General features: G+C 63.3%; 11 protein-coding genes. 3 read left to right on the top strand and 8 right to left on the bottom strand.

Features of this window, described 5'->3' with window-relative positions:
* Positions 1-30: 30 nt before the first annotated feature.
* Complete coding sequence (locus JNB89_RS02490) at positions 31-927, bottom strand: LysR family transcriptional regulator (protein ID WP_013341608.1); 897 nt, start codon at positions 925-927, stop codon at positions 31-33.
* A 109-nt stretch (positions 928-1,036) separates the two neighbouring features.
* Here JNB89_RS02490 and JNB89_RS02485 point away from each other — a divergent pair, with 109 nt between their 5' ends.
* The gene (locus tag JNB89_RS02485; RefSeq protein ID WP_220361121.1) at positions 1,037-1,918 is read left to right on the top strand and encodes an aldo/keto reductase family oxidoreductase; all 882 of its coding nucleotides are present in this window, start codon (positions 1,037-1,039) and stop codon (positions 1,916-1,918) included.
* Positions 1,919-2,029: 111 nt separating this feature from the next.
* On the opposite strand, the gene JNB89_RS02480 is transcribed toward JNB89_RS02485, so the two are convergent.
* Positions 2,030-2,941 (bottom strand): LysR family transcriptional regulator, encoded by a 912-nt coding sequence (locus JNB89_RS02480; protein ID WP_135891703.1) that lies wholly within the window; start codon positions 2,939-2,941, stop codon positions 2,030-2,032.
* 76 nt (positions 2,942-3,017) lie between these two features.
* Here JNB89_RS02480 and JNB89_RS02475 point away from each other — a divergent pair, with 76 nt between their 5' ends.
* A complete protein-coding gene (locus JNB89_RS02475) occupies positions 3,018-3,794 on the top strand; it encodes an NAD(P)H-dependent oxidoreductase (protein WP_135891704.1) in 777 nt (258 codons plus the stop codon).
* Between the two features lie 83 nt (positions 3,795-3,877).
* Here JNB89_RS02475 and JNB89_RS02470 read toward each other — a convergent pair whose 3' ends face one another.
* On the bottom strand, positions 3,878-5,170 hold the full coding sequence (locus JNB89_RS02470) for an aspartate carbamoyltransferase (protein WP_135891705.1): 1,293 nt from the start codon (positions 5,168-5,170) through the stop codon (positions 3,878-3,880).
* Positions 5,171-5,588: 418 nt separating this feature from the next.
* Between JNB89_RS02470 and dapA the strand changes: the two genes are divergently transcribed.
* The gene (gene dapA / locus JNB89_RS02465) at positions 5,589-6,479 is read left to right on the top strand and encodes a 4-hydroxy-tetrahydrodipicolinate synthase (protein WP_135891706.1); all 891 of its coding nucleotides are present in this window, start codon (positions 5,589-5,591) and stop codon (positions 6,477-6,479) included.
* A gap of 262 nt (positions 6,480-6,741) precedes the next feature.
* Here the strand turns inward: dapA and JNB89_RS02460 are convergent, their stop codons facing one another.
* The 5 genes from JNB89_RS02460 to JNB89_RS02440 form a co-directional block, all read right to left on the bottom strand.
* Positions 6,742-7,548: a hypothetical protein gene (locus JNB89_RS02460; RefSeq protein ID WP_220361120.1), complete on the bottom strand. Its 807-nt coding sequence runs from the start codon at positions 7,546-7,548 to the stop codon at positions 6,742-6,744.
* A 159-nt stretch (positions 7,549-7,707) separates the two neighbouring features.
* Positions 7,708-9,810, bottom strand: coding sequence for a putative bifunctional diguanylate cyclase/phosphodiesterase (locus JNB89_RS02455; protein ID WP_346656187.1), 2,103 nt, complete (start codon positions 9,808-9,810; stop codon positions 7,708-7,710).
* Positions 9,811-10,001: 191 nt separating this feature from the next.
* Entirely contained in the window at positions 10,002-11,336 is a 1,335-nt protein-coding gene (oxlT, locus tag JNB89_RS02450; RefSeq protein ID WP_220361118.1) for an oxalate/formate MFS antiporter, read from the bottom strand.
* 378 nt (positions 11,337-11,714) lie between these two features.
* On the bottom strand, positions 11,715-12,578 hold the full coding sequence (gene ypfJ / locus JNB89_RS02445) for a KPN_02809 family neutral zinc metallopeptidase (RefSeq protein WP_220361117.1): 864 nt from the start codon (positions 12,576-12,578) through the stop codon (positions 11,715-11,717).
* Positions 12,579-12,764: 186 nt separating this feature from the next.
* The gene (locus JNB89_RS02440) at positions 12,765-13,229 is read right to left on the bottom strand and encodes a rhodanese-like domain-containing protein (protein WP_220361116.1); all 465 of its coding nucleotides are present in this window, start codon (positions 13,227-13,229) and stop codon (positions 12,765-12,767) included.
* Positions 13,230-13,333: the final 104 nt, after the last annotated feature.

The following is a 13,333-nucleotide window of genomic DNA, read 5'->3' as shown; positions in this document are numbered from 1 at the left end:
GCGTGGCGTCGAATTTGCGGCCTGGCGGGTTCATCCGTTGCGCTCTTTCACGAAATCGATGAACGCGCGCAGCGGCGCGGGCACGTGACGGTGGCCGGGATAGTAAAGGAATGGGCCGGAAAAACGTTGCCACCACGGTTCCAGTATCGGTTCGAGCGCGCCGCTGTCGAGATGCGGGCGAAGTATGTCTTCGAACAGCTGGATCACCCCCACGCCTGCGACGGCCGCTTCGATCAGCAAGTCCATCGCGGCGCCCGGCCGCACGACGAGAGACCCCGGCGGATCGACTTGCACCACTTCGCCGTCGCGCTCGAAGTACCAGATTGGCGTCGCGCCGCCGCCGAACTGAACCCGTACGCAAGCATGCGTGAGCAACTCGCGCGGATGTTGCGGGCGTCCGCGAGCGTCGAGGTAGCCGGGCGCGGCGGCGGTCGCAAAACGCTCCACGCGCGGGCCGATCGGCACCGCGATCATGTCCTTTTCGAGCCGTTCGTCGTAGCGGATGCCGGCGTCGCAGCCTATGGACAGCACGTCGACAAAGCCGTCCTCGACGACCACCTCGACGCGAATGTCGGGATAGGCCTTCAGAAACGGCGCGATGATACCCGGCAGCACAATGCGCGCGGCGCTCGCCGGTACGTTCAGTTTGAGCGTGCCGCTTGGCTGCTCGCGAAATACGTTGAGCACGTCGAGTGCCGCTTCCATTTCGCTGAAGAGCGGAGTCAGCTTTTCCAGCAGACGCAGTCCCGCTTCGGTCGGCGCCACGCTGCGCGTCGTTCGGTTCAGCAGGCGCAAACCGAGCCGGGTTTCCAGCCGGCGCACGGCGACGCTCAGGCTCGACGCGGAAACGCCGCTGCTGCGCGCCGCGTCGCGAAAGCCGCCCGCGCGCGCAACGGAAATGAAAGCCGTCAGGTCGCTTAATTCCATCGCTGTTGTCACTGTTCGAAAATTTGAACAACCCGTGCACGTTAGTCCTCTTTATTGAACGATGCAATCCCGGCCATACTGGTTTCCATCAAACAGCAAGGAGAACGACGTGCCGAATCCACACATCACCGAAACTTTTGCTCTCGCCGGGCGCCCGGTGCGGCGCATGGGCTACGGCGCCATGCAACTCGCGGGACCGGGCGTGTTCGGCCCGCCAAAGGACCGCGACGCCGCGCTTGCCGTGCTGCGCGAAGCGGTGGCGCAAGGCGTCAACCACATCGACACGAGCGACTTTTACGGCCCGCACATCACCAACCAGCTGATTCGCGAGGCGTTGCACCCGTACCCCGCCGATCTCTTGCTCGTCACCAAGCTGGGCGCGGTGCGCGGCAGCGACGGCGCGTGGCTGCCCGCGCAGGCGCCGGAGGATCTCGAGCGCGGCGTCCACGACAACCTGCGCAACCTTGGCCTCGATGCCCTCGAGGTCGTCAACTTGCGGCTGATGGGCGACGTGCATGCGCCTCGCGAAGGCTCCATCGAAGAGCAGGTGACTGCGCTTGCCGAGCTTCAGCAGCGCGGCTTGATTCGCCACATCGGCCTGAGCAATGCGACGGCTGCGCAGATTGCCGAGGCGCAGCGCATCACGAAGATTGTCTGTGTGCAGAACCATTACAACCTCGTGCACCGCGCCGACGACGCGCTGATCGACGACCTTGCAGGCAAGGGCATTGCCTACGTGCCGTTTTTTCCGCTTGGCGGCTTCACGCCGATCCAGTCTTCAGCGCTCACTGACATTGCGCAAACGCTCGGAGCCACGCCGATGCAAGTGGCGCTCGCCTGGCTGCTGCAGCGCGCGCCGAACATTCTGTTGATCCCGGGGACGTCGTCGGTTGCGCACTTGCGTGAGAATCTCGCGGCGGCGAAGCTGGAGTTGAGCGGCGAGATTGTTGCGCAACTGGACGCGGTTGGCCGTGCCGACGCTCAGGCATGACGCTGGTGCGAGGCACGCAAGCGGGCACGCAAGCCGACACGCAAGCCGACACGCGAGCAGGCCAGCATGCAAAGGCTCACGCCCATCGCCAGATCAGCGCAGCGTGAAGCCTCACACCGCGTCCGCGATCTGCGCGCGCAACCACTGGTGCGCCGGATCGCGATGCGAGCGCTCATGCCACAGCATGGCCATTTCATAGCCGGGCACCTCGACGGGCGGCTCGACCACGCGTAGCGCCGGGTGGTCGCGCACGAGCCGGGCGGGCACCATCGCGACGAGATCGGTGCTGGCAAGCGCCGAGATCATGAAGAGAAAGTGCGGAACGGACAGCACGACCCGGCGCGTGAGACCGGCTTTGGCCAGAACTTCGTCCGTCACGCCCGTAAAGCCGCCGCCGTCCGGCGACACGATTACGTGCTCGAACTTCGAGAACTGCGCCAACGTAGGCCGCCGTTTCAGACGCGGATGATCCGCCCGGCACGCCAGCACATAACGCTCTGCAAACAGCACTCGCCGGCGCAGGCCGGCAGGCGCGCCCTCGCTCGTATGAAAGCCGAGGTCTATCTCGCCTCTTTCCGCCTGCTTCGCGAGGCGCGGCGGCGCGGCCTCGACAACCGCGAGGCGCGTGGCAGGCGCTGCCGCGCGCAGCCTCGGCAGCACCGGAAGAATGATGGTGGACTCCGCGTAGTCCGTCGCGGCAATGCGCCAGGTTTGCGTGGCCTCTGCGGGGTCGAATGCTTGCGCTGGCGCCACGGCCTGCTCCAACGCTTCGAGCGCCTGCCGCAGCGGCTCGCGCAGCGCCTCGGCGCGTGCCGTCGCGCGCATGCCTCGCGGCCCCGGCAGCAGCAGCGGATCGCCCAGTACTTCGCGCAACCTGGCGAGATGCACGCTCACTGCAGGCTGCGAGAAATTCAAACGTTCCGCCGCACGCGTCACGTTGAGTTCCGCGAGCAATACGTCGAGTGTGACGAGCAGGTTCAGGTCGAGGTTACGTAGGCGATTATGCACGCTTATACCTGGCATGTTGGCAATTCATTTCCAATATACCGTGGCTGCGCCTATCGTGGTGTCGTTCCCACATGATAGAAGGCAAGCCGAAATGAACGTTCTGATTGTTTATGCTCATCCTGAGCCGCGCTCGTTGAATGGATCGCTGAAGGATTTCTCCGTCAGGCGCCTGCAGGAGGCGGGGCACACGGTTCAGGTTTCCGATCTGTATGCAATGAACTGGAAGGCTGCACTCGACGCGCATGACAGCCTCGCTCCCGCAACCGGTGAGCGCTTCGATCCGTCGCGCGCGTCGAAGCATGCGTTCGAGAACGGGCTGCAAAGTCCGGACATCGCCGCTGAACAGGCAAAGCTCAAATGGGCGGATGCGGTCATTCTGCAATTTCCGCTCTGGTGGTTCTCAATGCCCGCCATCATGAAAGGCTGGGTGGAGCGCGTCTACGCCTATGGTTTCGCGTATGGCGTGGGCGAGCACTCCGATGCGCGCTGGGGCGACCGCTACGGCGAGGGCAATCTCGCCGGCAAGCGTGCGATGCTGCTGGTCACCACGGGCGGCTGGGAATCGCACTACAGTGCGCGCGGCATCAACGGCCCGATCGACGACGTGTTGTTCCCGATCCAGCACGGCATACTGTATTACCCGGGCTTCGACGTGCTGCCGCCGTTCGTGGTGTATCGCACGAGCCGCATAGACGAACAGAAGTACCTGCAGGTGCGCGACGCGCTCGGCGAGCGCCTCGACAATCTGTGGAAAACGCCGCCCATAGCATTCCGTCCGCAAAACGGCGGCGACTACGAAATTCCCGCACTGACGCTGAAGGACGACATCGCGCCAGGCCGTGAGGGCCTGCGTGTGCACGTCAAATAGTCGTGGCGCGCATGCAACGGCGGTAGCGCGATGGCCTGGACGCTTGCGGCTTTTACTTCGGTAAGCGAACTAACTGCAAAACTTCAGTCGATGCCATGAAACACGGCGTCGTCCGGACCGAGATAGGCGGGCGGGCGCCAGGCCGCGTCGCGCATCGAATGTTGAACCAGTTTTTCGACGCCGAGCAGCACGGCGAATATCGCCATTCGCACGGGAATGCCGTTATCGGTCTGCCGGAAAATGGCGAGCCGCGAATCGTGATTGAGGTCCACGCTCAGATCGTTCGCGCCTAGCCGGCTGTCGCGCGGCAATGGGTGCATGATCAGCGTATCGCTGCCGCATACGCTGTCCACTAGTGCCTGATTGATCTGGAAGTCGGGCGTGTAGCCTTCGAACGATTCGTCGGTAAAGCGCTCTTTCTGGATGCGCGTGGCGTACACCACGTCGGCGCCGCGCAGGCCGCTGGGCAGGTCGTGAGTCTGTTCGATCACATGGCCGTTGCGCGAAATCTGCTCGATGATATAGCCCGGCATTTCGAGCATGGGCGGCGAGATCAGCGTGAACTTGATGCCGCGATAAAGCGCCAGCAGCTTGACGAGCGAGTGCACCGTGCGCCCATATTTCAGATCGCCGACCAGTGCGATGTGCGCGCCGTCCACGATCTTGCCGAGCCGCGAAAACTCGCGCTGAATGGTGTACAGGTCGAGCAGCGCCTGGCTCGGATGTTCGCCGGGGCCGTCTCCGCCGTTGATCACCGGCACGTTGGTCGCGCGTGCGAATTCGGCCACCGAGCCTTGCTCCGGATGACGGATCACCAGCGCATCCACGTAGCCGCTCATCACGCGGCTCGTGTCGTAGATGGATTCGCCCTTGGCCATAGACGAAAACGTGAAGCCGGTGGTGTCGCACACGGACCCGCCCAGCCGGCAGAACGCCGCGCCGAAACTCACGCGGGTGCGCGTGCTGGCCTCGAAAAACAGATTGCCGAGCACCGCGCCTTCCAGTACACGGGAGATTTTGCGGCGGCGCGCGATGGGCTGCATGATGTCCGCGACACGAAAGAGCGCCTCGACCGAGTCGCGCGAGAACTGGTCGACGGACAGCAACTGCGGCTTGCCTTCCCACAGCATCTGACTCGCCAAAGATTGCGAGTCTACGCTCTGCGTATACTTTTCACCCGGCTCGCCGTGCACGACGATTTCCGAGACGAAGCGCTCGACAATCTCGGGCATGGCGCGCGATTCCTGCGAATCGTCGGGTAGCAGCCATGTATCCAGCGCCCGGCGGGATACGCCGATGCGGCCCGCGAACGTGTCGCGGGTCATGTTCAGGCGCCGCATGGCGTCGCGGAGGAAGGCTTGTTGCGGGACGCTCATGAGGGTACCTGCCGAAATGTATGCGCCGGATATACGCGGTGCGTATATTAGTTCGGCTGCCGCAGAAGTCAAGCAATTTCGGGATGCACTTTGCCAATTGGCAGTCGGCGCGGTTACACTGCGCTTCATGCTCTACGGCCCCGTTTTCCGACTCTGCTTGTCTACTGCGCCTCGTTCTGTATTTGCAGAACGCGCGGCTGCACGTGCGCGCGCTTCGCTCGCCGCTACGCAGCGCGACGCGCACGGCCGCCCGGAGTCCGGCGCCAAAGCCAAAAAACAGCCGCTCATCTGACCGGAGCACGCTGTTCCGTCAGATGCGACGGAACAGCGGGTCACGCGCTTCAGCGGTCCTTCCTGTCTTTGTCCTTCGCACGCTGCCGGATTCGATACGGTCGCTCATCGAAGCAAGAGGAAGGACATGTCTATTTTTTCGGGTATCTGGATTCCGCTCATCACGCCTTTCGCCGACGGCGCGGTCGATCATGCCGCGTTGCGCGCGCTCGTGCGCCGCTATGCCGACGCGGGTGTCGCCGGCATCGTCGCGTTGGGCACGACCGGGGAGCCGGCCGCGCTCGACGCTCTCGAACAGGACGCTGTGCTCGCAACCGTTCTCGAGGCGGCCGGGGCAGAGAGCGACCAAAGCGCGGAGCCCAAGCCCGCGTTGCCGGTGGTGGTGGGCGTATCGGGCAACTACACGGACAGCATGCGCAAGCGCATCGAGCAACTGAACGCGCTGCCCATTGCCGGTGTGCTGATGGCCGCGCCGTACTACGTGAGGCCCTCGCAGGCCGGCATAGTCAGTCATTTCACGGCGCTTGCCGATGCCAGCGAAAAACCGGTCGTGCTGTATGACATTCCATACCGCACCGGCGTGCGGCTCGAGCTCGATACGCTGCTCACGCTGGCGGCGCATCCGCGGATTCAGGCGATAAAAGATTGCGCCGGTTCGCTCGACACCACGCTCGCGCTGATTCGCGACGGCCGCTTGCAGGTGCTCGCAGGCGAAGACGTGCAGATGTTCAACACGCTTTGCCTTGGCGGCAGTGGCGCGATTGCAGCTTCTGCTCACGTGCGTACGGAACAGTTCGTGGCGCTCTATCGCGCGCTCGCGGCGGGCGCGCTGAACGAAGCGCGGCGCATTTTTCAGGCGCTGGTGCCGCTGATCCACGCATTGTTCGCCGAGCCGAACCCTGCGCCGGTGAAAGCGTGGCTCGCGCAGCAAGGTCTGATACGCGACGAACTTCGTCTGCCGATGACACGCGCAAGCGAAACGTTAGTGGAGCGTCTCGCTGAGTGGAAGAGCGCCTGAGCGGAGGGGCCGGCGTGAGGCGGCGATGCCTGCGTCGGCGGGCGGAGCCAACGCAAGCAGCGGCCAACGCAAGCAGCGGCCAACGCAAGCAGCGGCCAACGCAAGCAGCGGCCAACGCCAGCAGCAGCCAACGCTAGCAGCGGCCAACGCCACTAGCGGCCAACGCCACCAGCAGCCAAACGACAGCCCAGCCGCGCCGCAGCGCATGCAAACTGCACCCGCGGCGCGCGGCAGCGCAAGCGAACGCGGCCGCCCGCCAGGCTCATACCATGCCCGACAGCGACCGGCTTTGTCCGGGTTCGCCGTGGCCCGAGAGCGTGTCGCGATCTGCTGCCTGGCCCGCGTCGGCCCGCGTCTTCCACGAAAGGGCGAGGCGTTCGCTCGCGCTGCGGTCCAGCGTCGCGAGCATGTCGCGTTCGAGAATCAGCAGCTTGAATGCCAGCACGATCAGCCCGCTCGCGAGCAGCACGTCGCCTGCGAACACCACCGCGTAAACCGCGGACGTGGTCTGCGGGTTGCCGATCAGAAGCGCAAGATTCGCGCGGTCGAGCAGCACCAGCGTAAGCGGCACAATCGCGCTCAGCGTAGCGATGCCGGCGCCGATCACGGCAACGGTGCGGGCAAGGCCCAGGTGCGGACGGCGTCGGCGGCAGACCTCATATAGCGTGGCTGCGCGGTACGGCGCAAAAAACAGCGCGAGCAGCGCGGCGCGTGCGAGCATGGGAAGCTGCAGGAGCAGCGCGCCGCCGTACATCACGCAAAATAGGCCCATCACGATGAGCGCACCGCGCCATTTGATTCGGATGCCGAACAATGAGCGCGTGCCGAACCATATCAGAATGCGGCTTTGCAGTGCGAGCGTCGCGGTTGCAAAAAGAAGGATGTTGGTCTGCCATGTCAGATGCAGCGCGAAGCATGCCGCCGCCGCGGCGACCAGATAGAAAGCTGCTGCCCACAAGCGGAATGCGCCGACTTGCGCGAACATTCGCGCAAGCACCGTGGCGATGAGTGCGCAGCACAGAAACGTGATCAGCCACAACGAGGTAAACGTTGCTACGTCGAATTTCATAAAGTCTCCAACACCTGTGCAGCTTTTATTGTTTATTGTTCGAGCGGACGGCCGCGCGACAACGTTTGCGCAAGCGCGTGACGCGCACGTGCCCGGCGCGTCGCGCATGCTATGCGATGCGGTTCTTCCCGCATCGTGGCGCCGTGCGTGCGCAAACAGTCAGCAGGCGTCTGCAGTCGCGGTCCGTTCTCGCAGCAAATCGCCGAAGGCCTCCGCGGTGAGCGGCTTGCCAAGCAGGAAGCCTTGCATCTCGTCGCAGCGCATGGCCTTCAGCATATGAAGTTGCGATTCGGTCTCCACGCCTTCGGCAACCACATCCATTTCGAGCGAGTGCGCGAGCCCGATGATCGCCGAAACAATCGCGCTGCCTTCCGGTCCGTGCGCGTCCAGACCGTTGGTGAAGAAGCGGTCGATCTTCAACTGCTTCACGCGGAATCGTTGCAGATACGCGAGGCTCGAATAGCCGGTGCCGAAATCGTCAATGGCAACTTCAAAGCCGCTCGCGTGGAATTCGCGCAGCATCTCGATGGTTCTCGCCGCGTCCTGCATGGCCACGGTTTCGGTAATCTCGAACATGATCTGTTCGCAGCTCACGCCCTCGTCGTGCACGATCTCGAGCATGGTCGGCACGAGATCGGCCTGCAACAACTGGCGCGGCGACAGGTTGATCGCCACCTTGATCGCCGGCAGACCCTGCGCAGTCCAGCGACGAATCTGCCGGCACGCCTCGCGCAATACCCAGTAGCCGATCTGCACGATCTGTCCAGAACGCTCGGCAATCGGAATGAATTCGAGTGGCGCAAGCGTGCCCAGTTGCGGATGGTGCAAACGGATCAACGCCTCCGCTCCCGCGAGCGACTCGCTTTTGCCATGAAATTTCGGCTGGAAATGCAGCGTGAAATGTTGCTCGGCAAGCGCCTCGCGCAACGCGTTCTGAATCTGCAGTGTGCGCACCGCCGCTTCGTTCATGCGCCGCTCGAAAAAGCGGTACGTGCTGCGGCCCGCTCGCTTCGCTTCGTACATCGCGGCGTCCGCGTGCTTGAGCAGCGTTTCAACCGTGTCGCCGTCTTCGGGAAACACGGCGATGCCTATGCTCGGCATGACCTGCAAAGGCTGCGAATCGGCCCACGTGTCGCGCCGCATACGTTCAAGCACGCCTTCCGCGAGTGCTCCTGCGTCATTGCGCGATGCGAGTTGCTCCGCGAGCACCACGAATTCGTCGCCGCCGAGGCGCGCCACCGTGTCGCCCGCGCGCACGCATTGCAACAGACGTTGCGCGAACGCGGAGAGCACCTGGTCGCCGGCCGAATGACCGAGTGAGTCGTTGATCGTCTTGAAGCCGTCAATGTCCATGAAGAGGACCGCGAAGAGCGACCGCTGGCGACGCCCTGCATGAATCGCGTGCTCGATACGCTCGGTCAGCGTGGCGCGGTTCGGTAGTCCGGTCAGCGTGTCGAGCGTGGCAAGCCGCACAATCTGCCCGTTGAGCTTCGACACGGCGCCCACGAGGAAACTGGTGCGCGCGTCGAAACGCGACAGCAGCAGCGTGATGCTGAGAATCGCAAGTGTGAAGAGAATCACAGAGGTCGCGAGCCACCCGGCATGCACACCGGCCGCCGCGCCGCAGATCGCGCCAGGGGCGAACTCAGCCGCGGCCATGCCGGCGTAATGCATGCCGCTGATTGCAACCGCCATCACGAGCGCTGCGCCCAAGCGCTTTTTCAGCACATGCCGGGCGTCGTCGTTGCTGAGCGAGCGCGCCATCCACAACGCGGCAGTGGCGGCGGCAATCGCAATCGCGAGCGAGACCGCGAACCACATTGGCTGATAGCTGATGCCAGGCGACATGCGCAACGCGGCCATGCCGCTGTAGTGCATGCCCGCAATGCCGAGACCCATGAAAGCGCCGCCGGCCACAAGGCGTGTGGCCGTCAACCGTGCGTGTGTGGTCAGACAGAGCGCCAGATACGATGCGCCGATGGCAAGCGCGAGCGAATATGCTGTGTCCGCGAAATCGTAGCCCAGCGGAATGGGCAGCGAAAACGCGAGCATGGCCACGAAATGCATCGACCAGATGCCAATGCCCAACGCTGCTGCGCCGCCCATACGCCAGACCTGCCGCAATCGTGGCGACGCCAGCACGAAGATGCGGCCGGTCAGATCGAGTGCCGTGTACGACGCAAGGGTCGCCACTAAAAACGACATGACGACCAGCCAGGGATTGTATGAGCTCTGCATGTGAAGTCCAACCGCGAGGGAAATGCGGCTGAACTTGTTATCGACACTTCAGCGCGTTTATTTAATTGATTTTCAACATGTTAGCGGTCGATCTACGTCGCCGTCCGCAGGCGCGAATCACCAGTCGCGAATCACCAGTCGCGAATCACCAATCCGCGCGACAGCAGGCGCGCAGTTGCCTGCCATCGCCGCTGCCGCCCGCTGGCTCACATTCATCAACCTCCGTCGACAGAAACGCGCGCCGATTCGCTGATAATCGGGCTGCTATAAGGGCTTTCGCTGACCGGGCTCGCGTGACGCGCGGCATGGGCGCGGCGCATCGGCTTGAGCACGAAGAGCGCGAGCAGGGCGGCCGCGGCCGCCATACCCGACGCGAGCATGAACACCGCGTGCCAGCTGCCGGTTGCCGCCGTAATGATGCTCGTGAACGGAACAAGCAGCGCGGCCGTGCCTTTTGCCGTGTAGAGCAAACCTGCATTGGTAGCCGCGAACTTCGGCCCGTAGGTGTCGCCGCAGGTCGCCGGAAACAGGCTGTAGATTTCGCCCCATGCGAAGAACACGATGCCGGTCAGCACGACGAACGCCACTGGACTATGGCCGTATTTCGACAACGCCAGAATGCCGATTGCCTCGATCGCGAAGGCAAGAAACATCGTGTTTTCGCGGCCGATGCGATCCGAGATCCAGCCGAAAAACGGCCGCGTCAAACCGTTCAGCACACGGTCGATGGTCAGTGCGAAGGTAAGCGCCGGCAAGGTCAGGCCGAGCAACGAAACGGGCGATTCGTGCAAGCCGAAGTCTTTGGCGATGGGCCCGAGTTGCGCGGTCGCCATCAAACCGCCGGCAGCCATCATCACGAACATCAGATACATCACCCAGAACACCGGCGAGCTGACCACTTCGCGCGGCGTCGCGTTGTACACCACGCGACGCACGGCGCTCTTCGCGGTGGCGAGCAGGCTGGCGGGCGGCGCAAGCAGAGCAAGTCCCAGCACGATCACAATTAGCCCCTGACCGAGGCCGAACCACAGGAAGGTCGCTTCGTAGCCGCTGCTCTTGATCATGTTCGAAATCGGAATGACGGTAGCCGCCGATCCCGCGCCGAAGCCGGCTGCCGTGATCCCCGCTGCGAGGCCGCGACGGGTGGGAAACCACTTGAGCGCGTTGCCCACGCAGGTGCCGTAGACCGCGCCCGCGCCGACGCCGCCAATGGCCGCCGCGACGTAAAGCAGCGGCAGCGACGACGCGACCGAGTTGAGCGCCCACGCTAGCGCACACAACAGGCCGCCGCCGACCACCACCGGACGCGGCCCGTACTTGTCGACGAGATAACCTTCAACGGGCACAAGCCACGTTTCGGTCACCACGAAGATCGTGAACGCGACCTGAATGGCCGCACGCCCCCATTGGTACTTTTCGTTGATCGGATTGACGAACAATGTCCAGCCGTACTGCATGTTGGCAATCATTGCCATGCAGATGACGCCGAACACGAGTTGCACCCACGGTGACGCTACCCACGACGCTCCTTCCTGACGATCCGTTTCCATCACTGTCTCCTTTGACATGCCTTGTCTTGTGATTGCGAAGCGATGACGCTTTGCAACGACCTTTGGACGTCTTCGATGCGTGTTGAAGTCGGTGGTCGAATCGATACAGTATGTGATATATTAAGTAAGTCAAGCGAAAGAAACCCGACGTTTGCTGACAACTTTCCTGATATGAAAGGGAAATGAAGGAGTGCGTGCGACTGATGCAAAAAGTCAAAAAAAGCCCGCCGACAAGGCCGGCGGGCTGAGGCATGCAGCGAGACAAGGCTGTTCACCGCATGTCTCGCCTTTATAGCTGAAAGTTGAATGTAATGTTAGGTTTTTGTGGGTAGTGATTGTCCGAGGGTGCTCGTTCTGCGAGTCGGCGAGCCGCGAAGCTCAAAGCGACTGCGCAGAGAACGTATCGCACTGGCGAACGTCGCCCGTGGTCATGCCGCGCTTGAGCCAGCGCTGACGCTGCTCGCTCGTGCCATGCGTGAATGCCTCCGGCACCACGCGTCCTTGCGATTGCCGCTGCAACCGGTCGTCGCCGATCGCGCCGGCTGCATTGAGCCCTTGCTCGAAGTCGCCCGGTTCCATGAGCTTTGCGTTCATCTGTTGCGCGACTGCGGCCCACACGCCGGCGAAACAGTCGGCCTGCAATTCGAGGCGCACGGACAACGCATTGCCGCGCGCCTGCGAGACGCGCGCACGCGCGGCTTCGTACTTGTCCGAGATGCCGAGCACGTTCTGGATGTGATGTCCCACCTCGTGGGCGATCACATAGGCTTGCGCGAAGTCGCCACCCGCGCCGAAACGCTCGCGCAGCTCGCGGTAAAACGACAGGTCGATATAAACGGTGCGGTCGGGCGGACAGTAGAACGGGCCCATCGCTGACTGGCCGGTGCCGCAGGCGGTCGAGGTGGCGTCGCTAAACAGCACGAGCTTGGGCGCCGGATAGTCCTGATTGAACTGCGTGCGAAAAATGTGCTGCCAGGTCCGTTCCGTGTTGCCGAGCACGCGGCGCACGAAGTGGCTGCCTGCGTCGTCGGCGGGACGCGCGTTGGTCGGCGCGTTGGCCTGCGGCGCATTGCCTTGCAGCACTTGCGCACCGTTGATAATGGTCATCGGATTAATGCCGAAGAAGTACGACGCGGCCAGCGCGATGACGATCGTTCCAAGGCCGATGCCGCCGCCCACGCGCATTCCACCGCCGCGCCGGTCTTCGACGTTCTGGCTTTCCATTTCATCATCAAGGCGCATGGCGTGTTCTCCGTGATCCGTTCGCGACAGGTTGTGACCCATTGCGGTCTACTGCCGCAATGGAGCAGTTAGCATACCTGCGCAGCGTCGCTATGTACGGCTGCCCACATTCCATATCGCGATGGTTGGCTCAGACCTGACAAAAAAGTTGGTCGACCCTGAAGACGCGCGGCCATGCGAGACCGGCTAGCGGTCTTCTTCCGAATCAGCGGAGGTGAGCGCATAGCCCTCGTCGAGCCAGCCGGTGACGCCGCCGGCCATCAGCTTGACGGGGCGTCCGAGCCGCGCAAGCCGTAGCGCGCCGCGGGCGGCGCCGTTGCAATGCGGACCCGCGCAATAGGTGACGAAGAGCGTGTCGTCCGGATAGCCGGCGAGCTTTGACGCGACGATCTTGCCATGCGGCAGGTTCACCGCGTGAGGCACGTGCCCCGCTGCGAAGAGCGCGGGGCTGCGCACGTCCAGCAGCACAAAGCCCGGCGTGCCGCTTTGCAGCGCGGCGAATACGTCGGCGCAATCCGTTTCGAATGCAAACATGGACTCGAAATGCGCAACAGCCGCGGCGCTCGGCGCGGCGGGCACGGCCGTCACTGCGTTGGTGCTGCGGCCCGGATCGACGTTGCCGATGGTATCGATGGCGTTGAACCCCGACATGATGAGTTTTCCTTGAAGGCGTGTGAGTAAAGTGTGGCGACTGCTTTGCGCGCCGGCTGCTTTGCAATCAAGACACCCCATTGTGTTGCCTCGGCCTGCAACGG

This window comes from Paraburkholderia phenoliruptrix (genome assembly GCF_019511605.1).
In the GTDB taxonomy this organism is placed as follows: Bacteria; Pseudomonadota; Gammaproteobacteria; order Burkholderiales; family Burkholderiaceae; genus Paraburkholderia; species Paraburkholderia phenoliruptrix_A.
The sequence above is the reverse complement of the archived record's forward strand: the minus strand, read 5'-3'. Positions and strand labels throughout refer to the sequence as shown.